This window comes from Methylobacterium sp. JK268 (assembly GCF_054052225.1).
Map to the genome: position 1 here is coordinate 48,481 of NZ_JBSVZN010000004.1, position 14,682 is coordinate 63,162.

At 67.8% G+C, this 14,682-nt stretch carries 16 protein-coding genes; 12 read left to right on the plus strand and 4 right to left on the minus strand.

Annotated elements, in window-relative coordinates; genetic code table 11:
- Positions 1-27: 27 nt before the first annotated feature.
- Complete coding sequence (locus ACW9J6_RS05820; RefSeq protein WP_457115500.1) at positions 28-360, minus strand: winged helix-turn-helix transcriptional regulator; 333 nt, start codon at positions 358-360, stop codon at positions 28-30.
- A 435-nt stretch (positions 361-795) separates the two neighbouring features.
- On the opposite strand from ACW9J6_RS05820, the gene ACW9J6_RS05825 reads away from it, so the two are divergent.
- Positions 796-1,992 (plus strand): MFS transporter, encoded by a 1,197-nt coding sequence (locus ACW9J6_RS05825; protein WP_457115501.1) that lies wholly within the window; start codon positions 796-798, stop codon positions 1,990-1,992.
- A gap of 117 nt (positions 1,993-2,109) precedes the next feature.
- Here ACW9J6_RS05825 and ACW9J6_RS05830 read toward each other — a convergent pair whose 3' ends face one another.
- The 3 genes from ACW9J6_RS05830 to ACW9J6_RS05840 all read right to left on the minus strand — a co-directional run bounded on the left by ACW9J6_RS05830 (position 2,110) and on the right by ACW9J6_RS05840 (position 5,273).
- Positions 2,110-2,694 (minus strand): DUF4267 domain-containing protein, encoded by a 585-nt coding sequence (locus tag ACW9J6_RS05830; RefSeq protein ID WP_457115502.1) that lies wholly within the window; start codon positions 2,692-2,694, stop codon positions 2,110-2,112.
- A gap of 250 nt (positions 2,695-2,944) precedes the next feature.
- Positions 2,945-4,117 (minus strand): zinc-dependent alcohol dehydrogenase, encoded by a 1,173-nt coding sequence (locus ACW9J6_RS05835; protein ID WP_457115503.1) that lies wholly within the window; start codon positions 4,115-4,117, stop codon positions 2,945-2,947.
- Positions 4,118-4,322: 205 nt separating this feature from the next.
- Positions 4,323-5,273 (minus strand): exopolyphosphatase, encoded by a 951-nt coding sequence (locus ACW9J6_RS05840; RefSeq protein WP_457115504.1) that lies wholly within the window; start codon positions 5,271-5,273, stop codon positions 4,323-4,325.
- Between the two features lie 251 nt (positions 5,274-5,524).
- On the opposite strand from ACW9J6_RS05840, the gene ACW9J6_RS05845 reads away from it, so the two are divergent.
- The 11 genes from ACW9J6_RS05845 (at position 5,525) to ACW9J6_RS05895 (ending at position 14,637) form a co-directional block, all read left to right on the plus strand.
- Complete coding sequence (locus ACW9J6_RS05845) at positions 5,525-6,682, plus strand: methionine ABC transporter ATP-binding protein (protein WP_457115505.1); 1,158 nt, start codon at positions 5,525-5,527, stop codon at positions 6,680-6,682.
- Positions 6,672-7,337, plus strand: coding sequence for a methionine ABC transporter permease (locus ACW9J6_RS05850; protein ID WP_457115506.1), 666 nt, complete (start codon positions 6,672-6,674; stop codon positions 7,335-7,337). The genes ACW9J6_RS05845 and ACW9J6_RS05850 overlap by 11 nt, the downstream gene beginning before the upstream one ends.
- A gap of 41 nt (positions 7,338-7,378) precedes the next feature.
- Complete coding sequence (locus ACW9J6_RS05855; protein WP_457115507.1) at positions 7,379-8,152, plus strand: MetQ/NlpA family ABC transporter substrate-binding protein; 774 nt, start codon at positions 7,379-7,381, stop codon at positions 8,150-8,152.
- A gap of 468 nt (positions 8,153-8,620) precedes the next feature.
- Positions 8,621-9,493, plus strand: coding sequence for a flagellar motor stator protein MotA (motA, locus tag ACW9J6_RS05860; RefSeq protein ID WP_457115508.1), 873 nt, complete (start codon positions 8,621-8,623; stop codon positions 9,491-9,493).
- A gap of 2 nt (positions 9,494-9,495) precedes the next feature.
- Positions 9,496-10,407, plus strand: a complete 912-nt coding sequence (locus ACW9J6_RS05865; protein ID WP_457115509.1) for a flagellar motor switch protein FliM — start codon at positions 9,496-9,498, stop codon at positions 10,405-10,407.
- Positions 10,388-10,696: a hypothetical protein gene (locus ACW9J6_RS05870; RefSeq protein ID WP_457115510.1), complete on the plus strand. Its 309-nt coding sequence runs from the start codon at positions 10,388-10,390 to the stop codon at positions 10,694-10,696. The genes ACW9J6_RS05865 and ACW9J6_RS05870 overlap by 20 nt, the downstream gene beginning before the upstream one ends.
- Before the next feature lie 41 nt (positions 10,697-10,737).
- Positions 10,738-11,115, plus strand: a complete 378-nt coding sequence (fliN, locus tag ACW9J6_RS05875) for a flagellar motor switch protein FliN (protein WP_457115511.1) — start codon at positions 10,738-10,740, stop codon at positions 11,113-11,115.
- A gap of 16 nt (positions 11,116-11,131) precedes the next feature.
- Entirely contained in the window at positions 11,132-12,169 is a 1,038-nt protein-coding gene (locus ACW9J6_RS05880; RefSeq protein WP_457115512.1) for a flagellar motor switch protein FliG, read from the plus strand.
- 46 nt (positions 12,170-12,215) lie between these two features.
- The gene (gene flhB / locus ACW9J6_RS05885; protein ID WP_457115513.1) at positions 12,216-13,280 is read left to right on the plus strand and encodes a flagellar biosynthesis protein FlhB; all 1,065 of its coding nucleotides are present in this window, start codon (positions 12,216-12,218) and stop codon (positions 13,278-13,280) included.
- Positions 13,280-13,723, plus strand: coding sequence for a hypothetical protein (locus ACW9J6_RS05890; RefSeq protein WP_457115514.1), 444 nt, complete (start codon positions 13,280-13,282; stop codon positions 13,721-13,723). The genes flhB and ACW9J6_RS05890 overlap by 1 nt, the downstream gene beginning before the upstream one ends.
- A gap of 239 nt (positions 13,724-13,962) precedes the next feature.
- Positions 13,963-14,637, plus strand: a complete 675-nt coding sequence (locus ACW9J6_RS05895; protein WP_457115515.1) for a winged helix-turn-helix domain-containing protein — start codon at positions 13,963-13,965, stop codon at positions 14,635-14,637.
- The last annotated feature ends 45 nt before the right edge of the window (positions 14,638-14,682 follow it).

A 14,682-nucleotide genomic window follows, 5' to 3' on the forward strand; every position in this document is an offset into this window, starting at 1 on the left:
ATCCACTTTGATCAAGTGGATCCCGTATCAAGCGGTCATTTCATCGACCTCGACGCCATGCGGCTCTTGTCCTTTCGTCATCGCTCGATATTCTCTCAATGACAATCCGAATGTCTCTAGAGCAGCAAGAATAGGCTGCAAACCCTCCCCTTGAATACTCAGCGAATATTCGACACGGACGGGCATCTCGGCGAATGTCCCTCGCACTACTAATGCGTTTTCCTCTAAAATTCTCAGCTCAGATGTTAATATTCTTTTTGATAATCCTGGTATTTCTCTAGCGATTTGCCCGAATCTCCGCGGACCACCCGATAAGGACAGCACGATCAACATCCTCCATCGCCCGCCAATTAGGTGCATGACTTCTCCTATGAGGCATCCAGAGACGTTTTTCTTCACGGCAAGACGCGATCCCGATCTTCTCAATCCCTAGGTTACAAAAAAATCCATACTTTACAAGCCAGTTCCAGGATGCAACATGCAGCCGGCTGCGAGATCAAACATAAATTATCTCTGTCATACTGTGCTTATTTAAGCATCAAAGACACATATTCTCACTTTATAACCACAAATATATTTATGACACATCACATATGAAGATATAATAATCTATTTATACACAGAATTTTGCGCTGATAGTAATTCATCATGTATGTAAAAAAATCACTCAACAAATCTATATGAATTAAATACGAGATACTTGACTGCCTTAAAACAATAAATATCTTACTTTATATATTAAACCCATCGATCCGCGACGGTGATTTCACTCTCATATACCGAAGGAAAATCGACATGAACACGGCCATCAAATTTAACACATCAACCGTGATTATGCTCGGCATCATCTACGTGTCTTTGTTCTTAATAGGCACAGAAACATACATCATATCACCTCTGCTTCCGGATATCGCCACGGATCTATCCACGACGATCCCGGTTGCGGCTCACGCGATCACATCCTACGTGCTGGTGTACGCGGTCTCGGCACCACTGCTCGGCTTCCTGGCCGATCGCCTCGATCGGCGGCACGTCCTGATGGCGGGGCTCGTGCTGTTCGCGGCGGGAAACGCCCTTGCCGCGCGGAGCTCCACCGTCGAAATCCTCATCGTCGCCCGCGCCCTGGGGGGGCTCGGCGGCGCTCTCGCAGGCCCGTCGATCTGGGCGGCGATCGTCGATGCGGTCCCTGTGGAGGCGCGCGGCCGAGCGGTCGGCTTGGGAATGGCGGCGTTCTCGCTGGGCCAAGTCGCCGGCGTCCCGATCGGAGCCGTGCTCGCTTCTGCCTTCGGCTGGCGGGCGCTGTTCCTCGCGCTCGCGGGGGCGACCGTCCTGGTGCTGGCCGGCGCTGCTCCGACTTGGCTTGGGACCCGCGAGCGGGCCGCCGCGGCCTCCCCGCGCCGGAGCGCGCCCGGGATCCTCCTGCCCTGGCGCATCCCGGAATCGGCCCGCATTCTCGCAGCCACCGGGATCTTCCACGCCGGCAATCTCGGCGCCTACGCGTATCTCGGCGCGATGCTGCACACCCGTTTCTCCTTCGGCGTGACGATGCTCGGCGCGGTCGGCGTCGCCGTCGGGATCGGCAGCATCGCCGGCGCGGTGCTGGCCGGCCATCTCAGCGACCGTGCCCGCCGCGCAGGCTCCTCGGAGGCCGGGCGCTTGCCGCTCTGGTGCGCCCTGCTCGCCGCCGCCCTGGTCGCGGTCGGCGTCGCACCGACCTCCCTCTCGGCGGTCCTGATCGTCGGCGTCTGGTTCGTCGCGAGCGGGGCCTATGTGACCGACAGCCAAGCCATCATCACCGGCGTCGTCGCTGATGCCCGCGCCCTGGCGAGCGCGTGGACGACGACGTCGATGTACGCCGGAACGGCGATCGGCGTGCTGACCCTCGGGACATCGACCGACGATTTGCGCCTGCTCTACGGTGCGGCTTCGGCCTTTCCGCTGACGGCCTTGTTCATCTGCCTGCCGTGGGGCGGGCGCTTCCCGGCGCCGTAGGATCGACGAGATGCAACGGTCGCCCGGCGGGACCGGCGGCGCGATCCCGAGGGACGTGTTCGTCGGGATCGCGCCCCGTCCGATCCATCGGGTCCCGCCAGCGCCCCGGCCTGAGGATCAGGACGCGGGACTTCCGATGAAGGGCTTGGAGCCGGCGAAGCGGGCCTGGTCGAAGGGCCGCAGCAATTCGGGGGTGCGGAAATCCTTGGGCGCCTCGAAGTCGCGACGGGCCACGCCCCGCATCGCCTGCGGCGGGCGCGGGAAGCCGCTGCGGTCGCCGAAGTCGCGGAACGGGCCGCGATGGGTCTCGCGCTGCTCCTCGAACGCCTTGGCGCAGAGCACGTCCGCAACCGTGACGCCGGCCACCGCCGCGAAGGCCACGAGGACGTGGGACTTCCGGGCGTTGTCGTCGTCGAGGCCGGTGGCGAGCGTGGCGAGATCGAGGGCGTCGCCCCCGACCCGGGTCCACAGCCAGGGCGCCGGGTCGTGCGTGACGAGGAGCGCGACTCCGTTCGCGATCTCGCGCACGCCGTAAGCCTGCACCACGCCCTCGAAGCCCGGCATGCCGAGGGTCCGGGTCAGCCGGCGCGGGGCCAGGAGTTCGACGAGGCCGAGCCCGATCGAGAACAGGCCGAGCCCCTTGGCGAGGGTGTCGGCCGTGCGGCGGGAGAGCAGAGTCTGGTCGGGGCGGGTGGCGGGCATGGGGCTCCTCGCGATCTGCGGGATGTCGCACCGGTTCCGCAGCGTTTCGGCACCGGCAGCTTTGGAAGGCGTCACGATCCTCATGCTGAGGTGCCGCCGGAGGCGGCCTCGAAGCACCGCGAACAGTTGATCCAGGCCAAAGATACGGGAGGACCGGACAGGGGTGCTTCGAGGCTCCCTAACGGTCGCACCTCAGCATGAGGGGCGGTGTGACCGCCGGAAACCGATGCGCCGCGAAGCTGCTCGCTTCCTACGGCTTCAGCACCACCTTGATGCAGTTGTCCTTCTTGTCCCGGAAGGTCCGGTACATCTCCGGGCCCTGCTCCAGACCGACCGTGTGGGTGATCACGAAGGACGGGTCGATCTGGCCCTCCTCGATCCGCCGCAGCAGGTCGTCGGTCCAGCGGTTGACGTGGGTCTGGCCGGTGCGGAGCGTCAGGCCCTTGTTCATCAGGGCGCCGAACGGGATCTTGTCGAGGAGCCCGCCATAGACGCCGGGCACCGACAGGATGCCGGCCGGGCGGCAGACGTAGATCATCTCCCGCAGCACGTGCGGCCGGTCGGTCTCCAGCATCGCCGCCTGCTTGGCGCGGTCGTATAGCGAGTCGAGCGTCGCCGTCGCGTGGGCCTCCAGGCCGACCGCGTCGATGCACTTCTCCGGCCCCTTGCCGTTCGTGAGGTCGTTCAGCCGGGAGACCACGCTCTCCTTGCGGAAGTCGATCGTGGTGGCGCCGCCCGCCCGCGCCATGCTCAAGCGCTCGGGCACGCAGTCGATGGCGATGACCTGGCGGGCGCCCAGCAGGATGGCCGAGCGGATCGCCATCTGGCCGACCGGGCCGCAGCCCCAGATCGCCACCGTGTCGGTCGGCTCGATGTCGCACTGCACGGCCGCCTGCCAGCCGGTCGGGAAGATGTCGCTCAGGAACAGGAGCTGCTCGTCGGTGAACGTCGAGGGCACCTTGATGTGGGTCTTGTCCGCGAAGGGCACCCGCAGGTACTCGGCCTGCCCGCCCGGATAGCCGCCGGTGAGGTGCGTGTAGCCGAACAACCCCGCCGTGGTGTGGCCGAAGACCTTGTCGGCGACCGACTTGTTGCGGTTCGAGCGCTCGCAGACGGAGAAGTTCCCGCGGCGGCACTGGTCGCACTCGCCGCAGAAGATCGTGAAGGGGATGACCACGCGGTCGCCGACCTTGAGCGCCGATTTCGCCCCCCGGCCCACCTCGACCACCTCGCCCATGGTCTCGTGGCCCATGATGTCGCCCTTCTCCATGCCGGGCATGAAGTGGTCGTAGAGGTGGAGGTCGGAGCCGCAGATCGCGCAGGTCGTCACCCGGATGATGGCGTCGCGATCATCCTCGATCCGCGGATCCGGGACCGTCTCGCAACGAATGTCCTGGGTTCCGTGCCAGACCAGAGCCCTCATGCCGGCACCTCCTTGTCCGCGCGCCGCGGGAAGGTCCGGGGCGTCGCGGACCAACGCGCGCCGTGCGGTCGGAGCCATGTCCTGCATACCTGGGGGGAGTTCCAAGCCCCGCGCTGGGGTCAGACCTCCCCGGGTGCGCCCCGGCGGCCGCCACGGCCGGTCCGCGCGCGGCGCCGGGGTCGCGCGCGTCCGCGACGCGCCTCCGTCAGGCCGCGAGCTTCGGGGGTTCGCCGGACAGGATCGTCACCAGCCGCCCCATCACGCTCTCGGCCTCGTCGTTCGGCACCTGGCAGGTGCCCGCCGCCCGGTGGCCGCCGCCTCCGAAGGACAGGCAGACCGCCCCGACATCCACCGGCGAGCCGCGGTCGAGGATCGACTTGCCGATCGCGAAGACGGTGTTCTGCTTCCTGAGGCCCCACATCACGTGGGCGGAGATATCGCAGTCCGGGAACAGCGCGTAGACCATGAAGCGGTTGCCCGCGTAGATCGTCTCCTCGCCGCGCAGGTCGATCAGCGCGAGCTTGCCGTGCCTGCGCGTGCAGCGGCGCAGCTGAGCCAGGAACGGCTCGCGGTGCGCCTCGTAGAGGTCGACCCGCTCGCGCACGTCCGGCAGCGCCAACACCTCCGCGACGGTGAGATCGCGGCAGCGCTCGATCAGCTGCATCATCAGGTCGTAGTTCGAGATCCGGAAGTCGCGGAAGCGGCCGAGGCCGGTGCGCGAATCCATCATGAAGTTCAGCAGCACCCAGCCCTGCGGATCCAGGATCTCCTCGCGGCTGAACTGCGCCGAATCGGCCTTGTCGACCGCCGCCATCAGGTCGGCGCCGATGCCCGGGAAGGCGGCGGCGCCGCCGTAATAATCGTAGACGACGCGCGCCGCCGAGGGCGCGGCGGGATCGATGATGTGGTTCTGCCGGCCCTGCCCGGCCCCGCGCGTCACCTCGCTCGCGTGGTGGTCGAAGGCGAGGTGGCAGCCCGGCACGTAGGGCAGGTTCGTGATGATGTCGCGGTCGGTGATCGGCACGATCCCGTCCTGCATGTCCTTCGGGTGCACGAACTTGACATCGTCGATCAGGCCGCGCTCCCGCAGGAGCATGCCGCAGACCAGACCGTCGAAGTCGCTGCGGGTCACGAGCCGGAATTTCTGGGACGTCATGGCCGGTCCATCCAGAGGCGATCGGGGGCGGAGCCTAGGAAGCAGAGTCTAAGGCTCTCTTATCGGCGCCCCCCGAACGGGACGATATCCCCAGATCGATCCCGCCCGGGAAAGGGTCTTCCCCTTCGCGTCGTTCTTCAAAAAGAACGTTTCGGTTGACAAGTCGGTCCCAGCGCGGTTCTGTCCGCGCCGTTTCGCGCTCGACGGATGACGATGCAGATCCCCTTCCCCCTCGCTCCGGGAGGCCGCCCGTGACGGCGCCCGTCCGCGTCCCCGCGCCGGCGGATCTCGGGATTCCGGCCTCCGACGCGCTGGTGCGCCTCGAAGGCGTCGCCAAGACCTACCCGGCCCGCCGCGGCGCCGTCCCGGTCGCCGCCCTCGACGGCATCGACCTCACGGTCCGGCGCGGCGCGGTACTGGGCGTGATCGGCCGCTCGGGGGCCGGCAAGTCGACGCTGATCCGCCTCGTGAACGGTCTGGAACGGCCGGACCGGGGCCGGGTGATCGTCGACGGGGCCGAGATCTCCGCTCTCTCGGAGGCCGCCCTGCGCCGCGAGCGGCGCGGCATCGGGATGATCTTCCAACACTTCAACCTGCTCTCGTCGCGCACGGTCGCGGGCAACATCGCCTTCCCGCTCGAGATCGCCGGCTACGACCGGGCGGCGATCCGCGCCCGCGTGGCGGACCTCGTCGCCCTGGTGGGCCTGGAGCAGCAGCGCGACCGCTACCCCGCCGAACTGTCGGGCGGCCAGAAGCAGCGGGTCGGCATCGCCCGGGCGCTCGCCACCAACCCGAAGGTGCTGCTCTCCGACGAGGCGACCTCGGCCCTCGACCCGGAGACGACCCGCTCGATCCTCGACCTCCTGGCGCGCATCAACCGCGACCTCGGGCTGACCATCCTGCTCATCACCCACGAGATGTCGGTGATCCGCGCCATCGCCCACGAGGTGGCGGTGCTCGATGCCGGCCGCGTCGCGGAGAGGGGCGAGGTCTTCGAGATCTTCACCCGGCCCAGGGCTGCCGTCACCCGCACCTTCCTCGACCGCGAGACCGGCCGCGCCCTGCCCCCGGTCCTGGCGGCCCAGCTGCGGCCCGAGGGCGAGGGCGACACCACCGTGCTGCGCATCACCTTCCGGGGCCCGCACGCCAAGGACGCGGTGCTGGCCCAGCTCGCCCACGAGGCGGGGATCGAGGCCTGCATCCTGTCCGGCACCGTCGACGAGATCGCCGGGCGCCCCTTCGGCATCTTGGTCGTCGGCGTGGCGGCGAGGCCGGGCCTCGTCGGGCGCACGCGGGAATTCCTCGCCGACCGCGGCCTCGACGTGGAGGTGCTGGGCGCGCTGCCCGCCTCCGCCTGGCCCGTTCCCCAATCCGCTCTGCACCTCTCCGGTCCGTCGCATGTCGCCTGAACTCCTGCGCCTCCTCGTCGCCGCCACCGCGGACACGCTGCGGATGGTCGCCGTCGCGGCCTCCCTCGCCACCCTGTTCGGGCTGCCGCTGGGGGTCTTCCTCGCCACCAGCGGGCGGGGCGAACTCTTCGCCGCGCCGCGCCTCAACCGGGCGCTCGGCCTCCTCGTCAACGCCACCCGCTCGACGCCCTTCATCATTCTGGTCGTGGCGATCATCCCGTTCACCCGTCTCGTCGCCGGCACCTCGATCGGGACCTCGGCGGCGACCGTGCCGCTCACCGTCGCGGCGACCCCCTTCATCGCGCGCCTCGTCGAGGGGGCGATCCGCGAGGTCGACGGGGGCCTCGTCGAGGCGGCCCGCGCCTTCGGGGCGAGCCCGCTCCAGATCGTCATCAAGGTGCTGATCCCCGAGGCGCTGCCGGGCATCGTGCTCGCGCTCACCCTCGCGGTCGTCTCGCTGATCGGCTTCTCGGCCATGGTCGGGGCCGTGGGCGGCGGGGGCCTCGGCGATCTCGGGATCCGCTACGGCTACCAGCGCTTCATGCCTGAGATGATGGCCGCGGTCGTGGTGGTGCTGATCGTCCTCGTGCAGGCCGTCCAGACCCTCGGCGACGTCCTCGCGCGGCGCCTCAACAAGCGCCTGCGCCAAGCCTGAGACCGGCCGGCCGACTTCCCGTTCCAACCCGGAGACCCCTGATGTTGCGGATCCTCACCGTGGTGGCGGCACTCGCCGCCACCCTGCCGGCCGCTGCCGCCGAGCGCGTGCGCATCGGCGCCACGCCCGGCCCCCACGCGCAGATCCTGGAGGCGGTGAAGCCGATCGCGGCCAAGCACGGCATCGACCTGCAGGTGATCGAGTTCTCGGACTACGTGATCCCCAACGAGGCCCTGGCGGCGGGCGAGCTGGAGGCCAATTCCTTCCAGAACCAGCCCTATCTCGACAACCAGAAGGCCGATCGCGGCTACAAGATCGACAGCGTCGCGCGGACGGTGAACTTCCCGATGGGGATCTACTCGAAGCGGCACAAATCCTGGGACGCGCTGCCGGACGGGGCGACGATCGCGATCCAGAACGACCCGACCAATGGCGGGCGCACGCTGCTGCTCCTGCAGGACAAGGGTGTCATCACCCTGAAGGAGGGCGTCGGCTTCAAGCCGAGCGTCGCCGACATCGTGAAGAACCCGAAGAAGCTGCGCTTCATCGAAGTGGACGCCGCACAGACCCCGCGCTCGCTCGACGACGTCGATGCGGCGGCGGTGAACACCAACTACGCCGAGCCGGCGGGCCTCAAGCCGACGGACGCGATCCTGCGCGAGGAGCCGAAGGGGCCCTACGTGAACGTCCTGGCGGTGCGCAGCACCGACAAGGACAAGCCCTGGGTCAAGGCGCTGGTCGAGTCCTACCGCTCGCCGGAGACCAAGGCGTTCATCGAGACGACCTTCAAGGGCGCGGTGCTGACGAGCTGGTAGGCCGGACGCAACGAACAGGCGCCCAGAGCGGACGCTGACGGTCGGAGTGAAAGCGCCGCGCGGGATCTCTCCTCCCGTGCGGCGCTTCCAGCTTCACACGGTGCTGGATGAAGCGCGGGGTCCCCTCTCCCCGCTTGCGGGAAGACCGCGTGCACACATTTTGCAGCCGGCTCATCAAATGACCGCTTCTGGGAAACACAACACTCCTCAGCATGAGGACGTGGATCTGTTGCCATGAGTCGGGTTTGAAGCTGTGGCTCACCATCGCCTGACTGGATGAAATCCACCGGTCTTCAGCTCCATAGGCGTCGATCGAACCTTGCGATGTCCCGTGGGTGCGGCTGAGCGATGACGCATCCGCCGGCCTTCGCGGCGGGATCCCGGGCGCCCCTCCCCGCTTCGCCTTCAGCCCCGCGCAAGCCTGCCGGCCTATCCCGATGCCATCGCGGCTCGGACGGAGCGGGACACGTGGGCGTTCTCATCGGCTTGGTCATCGCGCTCGGAGCGATGATCGGGGGCTTCCTGGCGGAGGGCGGTCACCTCGCGGTGATCTGGCAGCCCTGGGAATTCCTCATCATCTGCGGCATGGCGGCCGGCACCTTCGTGATCGCCAACCCCATGAAGACGGTGGTGGATTCCGGTAAGGGCCTGCTCGAGGCCATCACCGACAAGGTGCCCAAGCGCAAGGACTACCTGTCCCTGCTCGGCCTGATGCACGCCCTGATGCGCGAGCTCAAGGCCAAGCCGCGCAACGAGGTCGAGCCCCACCTGGACGACCCGGCCAACTCCGAGATCTTCAAGTCCTATCCGGACATTTTGAAGAATCTCGAACTCACGATGTTCATCTGCGATTACGCACGCTTGATCCTGATCGGGAACGCCCGGCCCCACGAGATCGAGGCGCTGATGGACGAGGAGATCGGCACCCACAAGCGCGACGCGCTCAAGCCCTACCAGTCGATCACGACGGTCGCCGAGGCGCTCCCGGCGCTCGGCATCGTGGCGGCGGTGCTCGGCATCGTGAACGCGATGGGCGCCCTCGACCAGCCGCCCCACGTGCTCGGCCACCTGATCGGCGCGGCGCTGATCGGCACGCTCGGCGGCATCACGCTCTCCTACGGCATCCTGGCGCCGCTCGCCAACAAGGTGAAGACCGTGCGCGACAAGCAGACCCGGGTCTACGTCATCGTGAAGCAGAGCCTGATCGCCTACATGAACGGCGCCCTGCCCCAGATCGCCGTGGAGCACGGCCGCAAGGGCATCTCGCTCGCCGACCGCCCGACCATCGACGAGGTCGAGACCGCCACCGTCGGCGGCGGCGCCCAGCGCGAGGCGGCCTGACCATGACCGACGTCCGCGACCGCCTCCTCGACGCCTCCGGCCTGTCCCCCGACAGGCTGCCGATGCTCAACGTCATCTTCGACCGCCTGGCCACCGCCTGCGCCGACAACCTCAAGCACCTCGCCGTCTCGCCGATCTTCTACTCGCTGATGAGCGTCGAGAGCGGGATGTTCGGGGACATGCTGGAGCCCTACGAGGCGAACGCGGTCGTCGGGATCTTCTACTCGCCGCAATGGGACGGGCACGTCCTGGTCGGGCTCGACCGCGACTTCGTCTTCACCATGGTCGAGGTGCTGCTCGGAGCCGACGGCTCGGAGCCGCCGGTCGAGGAGGCGCGCAACTTCTCCAGCATCGAGCTGCGCATCGCCCAGATGACGATGGAGCAGATCGGCAAGGCGCTCGAATCCGCCTTCTCGCTCGTCTCCGTGGCGACCCTGAAGCTGGAGCGGACGGAGACCCGCATGGACTTCGCGATCATCGGGCGGCGCTCCAACAAGGCGGTGGCGGCCAAGTTCCTGCTGCAGGCGCTCAACCGGGGCGGCGAGATGTTCCTGATCATTCCCCAATCGGTCCTCAACCCGATGCGCCAAGCCCTCTCGAAGGTGCTCACGGGCGAATCCACCTCGCGGGATCCGCGCTGGGAGCGTCAGATCTCGACCGAGGTCAAGAAGACCGAGGTCACGCTGCACGCCGTCCTGGAGGAGCGCACGCTCACCCTGGGCGAGATCGCGAACCTGAAGGTCGGGCAGGTGCTCACCCTCGACGCCACGCCCAAGAGCCGCGTGAAGCTGGAGAGCAAGGACGAGCCGCTGTTCTGGTGCCAGGTCGGGCAGGCCAACGGCACCTACGTGCTGCGGATCGAAGACGAGATCGACCAGGATAAGGAATTCATGGATGGCGTCCTCTCTCGTTGACGGGATCCTCCTCGGGGCCCTGGTGCTGACCTGCCTGTGCGTGGTGCCGATGTACCTCAAGCTCAAGCGCCTCGACCGCGTCCAGGCCGAGTACGGGCACGCCTTCGCGCAGACGAGCCACGCCCTCGCCCAGGCGGGCGAGGCGGTCCGCGGCTTCTCGGGCGAGGGCCGCGAGATCCTGGAGGCGCTCTCCGCCAAGATCGAGGAGGGCCGCCGGGTGATCGGCGAGCTCGACGCCCGGCAGCGCCGCCTCGCCGCCGGCCCGACCGGCGGTCGCCCCCAACCCTGACCCTCTGACCCCACCCCGCCCGCGCCGCGAGACCCGTTCCGATGAGCCAGAACCCGTTCGACGACGTCACCGACGTGCCCGCGAGCCACGCCGACGCCCTCTTCGCCTCCATCACCCCGGAGGCGCCGCAGCGATCCGCCGAGTCGATCGGCGCCGGCCGCAACCTCGACGCGGTGCTGCGCATCCCGGTGCTGATCCAGGTCGTGCTCGGCTCGGCCACGATGCCGGTCGCCAACCTGATGAAGCTCGGGCGCGGCGCCATCGTCCCCCTCGACCACCGGGTCGGGGAACCGGTCGACGTGATGGTGAACGGCCGCGTGATCGCCCGGGGCGAGGTGGTGGTGGTCGAGGAGGACAATTCCCGCTTCGGCGTCTCGCTGACGGAGATCGTCGGCCCGACCTCCGACAACGCGTCCTAGGACCGGAGAGGTCGGCATGACGGCGGCTCCCCTGGCGATCCGCGGCGGCCCTCCGCGGCGCCTGCGCGCGGTGGACGAGGTCGCGACCCTGCTGCTCGCCATGGGCAAGCCGGCGGCGGGACGTCTCCTCAAGTACTTCGACGAGGACGAGATCAAGCTGATCACGCGGGCGGCGGTCAGCCTCGGCCCGATCAACGCGGAGATCCTCGAAACCCTGGTGGACGCCTTCCTGGGCGAGTTCTCCAAGGGCGCCAACCTGTTCGGCACGGTGAACGAGGTCGAGAAGCTCCTCACCGGGCTGCTTCCCCCCGAGCAGATCGCCGACATCCTGGCCGAGGTGCGCGGCAACAACTCGAAGCGGTCGGTCTGGGAGCGCCTGTCGGGCGTGTCCGAGACGGTGCTGGCGAGCTACCTCGTCAAGGAGCACCCGCAGACCGCGGCGCTGATCCTGTCGAAGATCAAGCCCACCGCCGCCGCCAAGGTCATGAGCCACCTGCCCCAGCCGCTCCGGAACGGGCTGATGCGGCGGATGCTCGCCTTCAAGCCGATCGTCGACGACACGCTGCGCCAGATCGAGAAGATCATCAACGACGACCTCATGGTCAACTTCGCGCGCAACGCCGGCGCCGACACGCACGCCAAGATCGCCGACATCATCAACAAGATGGAGCGCGAGCACATGGACGATGTGCTGTCGAGCCTGTCGGAGTCGCGGCCGAAATCCGCCGAGATCCTCAAGGGCCTGCTGTTCACCTTCGAGGACATCGTCAAGCTCACGCCCCGCGCCCGCACCACCCTGTTCGACGCGGTGCCGAACGACCGCCTCGTCCTCGCCCTCAAGGGCACTCCCGCGGAGTTCCGCGAGACGGTGCTCGGCGCGCTCTCGGCCCGCGTGCGCCGCATGATCGAGCACGAGCTCAACGGCGGCGAGCCGGCGGCCCAGCGCGACGTGCTCGACGCCCGCCGCGAGATCACGGACCTCGCCCTCGACATGGCCGGGCGGGGCGAGATCGAGATCAACAGCGAGAGCGAGGACGATGCCCTCATCCGCTGATCCCGAGCACGTCGTCTTCCCGAGCGGCCGAGGACGGTGACGCCGCATGGCCGAGGATCACGACCCCGAGAGCAAAACGGAGAGCGCGACCGAGCGGCGCGTCCAGGACGCGATCGCCAAGGGCGACGTCCCGGTCTCGCGGGAAGCCTCCGTGCTGGCCTCGGTGCTCGGGCTGCTGATCGGGCTGACGCTGTTCGTCCGCGGTCAGGCCGCGACGCTCGCGAGGGACTTCGTCCCGCTGTTCGACCAGCCGCGCGGCTTCACGCTGGAGAACGGGCGGGACGCGACGCTGCTGATCCAGGCCGTGATCATGGCGGCCGGCCGGTTCCTGCTGCCCTTCGTGGCGATCTTCATCGTGTGCGGCCTCGCCGCCTCGATGTCCCAGAACCTGCCCCGCTTCGTGGGCGACCGCATCCAGCCGAAATGGTCGCGGGTCTCGCCCATGGCCGGCTGGAGCCGGATCTTCGGCCGCTCCGGCTTCGTCGAGTTCCTGAAATCGCTCTTTAAGTTCCTGACGATCAGTGTGGTCTCCCTGCTGCTGCTGCGCTCCGAGCGGCACAAAGTCGTGAACGCCATGAGTGTCGATCCCAGCCAGGTCCCCGAACTGATCCTGTCGATGGCGATCCGCCTCGTCTCGGCGGTCAGCATCGCAACGATCGTCCTCGTCGCCGCCGACCTGCTCTGGGCGCGCCTGCGCTGGCAGCGCTCGCTGCGGATGTCCCGCCAGGAGATCAAGGACGAGCACAAGCAGACCGAGGGCGATCCGATGGTCAAGGCGCGCCTGCGCTCGCTGGCGCAGGACCGCTCGCGCAAGCGCATGCTCGCCTCCGTTCCCCGGGCGACCGTGGTGATCGCCAACCCGACCCACTTCGCGGTGGCCCTGCGTTACGAGCGCGACGAAAACGCCGCGCCGCTCGTCGTCGCCAAGGGCCAGGACCTCATCGCTCTGAAGATCCGCGAAATCGCCGAGGCGAACGGGATCCCGGTCATCGAAGACAAGCCTCTGGCAAGGTCGCTGTACGATAGTGTCCAGGTCGATCAAATGATTCCGGCCGAGTTCTACCGGGCCGTGGCTCAGATCCTGTTCTATGTGTTCGCGAGGTCGCGATGATGGCCCCTGCCTCTGACATGCACCCCGGGATGCCGGCCACGACCCGCCTCCTCGAAGCCGCCGAGTGCGTCTTCGCGCACGAGATCCGCGACTTCATCGCGGAGTTCTGTCTCCTCGACGGCAGCGTGCTGATCGGGTGGGTGCGCGACGACCGCCACGGGAACATCGCCGACCTCGTCGCCTCCTCGGCCGAGCCCTTCTACAAGGAGGCGACCCTGACCTACGCCGACGCGGCCGACGTCAACTTCTCCTGGGGCCGCTCGCCGACCGTGGTCCTCGACATGGAGTTCGGCGCCGGGTCGGTGACGGTGTTCTTCAAGCTGGTGCTCGACGGCACCTACGTGGGCGTCGCCATCGACCGCATCCTGGCGGCCTCCGCGCCCGACCTCGACATCGACCGCTTCGCCCGGACGCTCGCGGACGCGCGGGTCGGGACGGCGTGACCGGGATCGCCCCGTGGCAGCGATGCCGCGGGGTGTTGCATCGCCGCCATTGACCGAATCACGTGACCCGGACATCATCGTAACGAATTGGTTGCGGTCTCCCATCGCCTCCTCGATCCCCCGTCAACGCCAGTCCTTCGCGTCTCCCCGGCCTCGGGCCGCAGGGGAAGCGTCGCGCGTGGACATCGGATGGACGGAGATGGTCCGCCGCCGAGGATGACTCATCGGGTTTCCCATCCATGTACATCTTCGTCGATGATCGGCCGACGGTAACGAGCGGCTACGCGGCGGGCTTCGAGCGCGAGGGCGTGTCGTCCCTCGGACTGGTGGGCGACGAGTTCCGGAACTGGTTCAGCGCCGCCTCGTCGGGCGACATCGAGGCGATCCAGGGTTTCCTGCTCGGCGACTTCGAGGACCGCGTCGCCTGCGCCGGGCTGATCCGCCGCCAGTCGCGCGCGCCGATCATCGCGCTGAGCGAGGTCCGTTCCCTCGAGACCACCCTGGCGCTATTCACGGCAGGCATCGACGACGTCCTCGGCAAGCCGGTCCACGTGCGCGAGATCCTGGCCCGCTCCGAGGCGATCTGGCGCCGCGTCAACGGGGAGACCAGCCCCGCCGGCGACCAGCCCGAGCGGCTGAAGGTGCATTTCGACGGCCGCGACCCGGAGGTCGACGGCGCGGTCCTGGCCCTGCCCCGGCGCGAGCGGACGATCCTCGAGTACCTCGTGCGCAACCGGGGCCGCCGGCTGACCAAGGCCCAGATCTTCAACGCGATCTACGGCGTCTACAGCAACGACGTCGAGGAGAGCGTGGTCGAGGGCCACGTGAGCAAGCTGCGCAAGAAGCTGCGGGACCGCCTGGGCTACGACCCGATCGAGGCGAAGCGCTACATCGGCTACACCTATGTCGGGTGACGCGGCCCGGACGGGCTCCGGGAGCCGTCACCCGCGATGATGGAC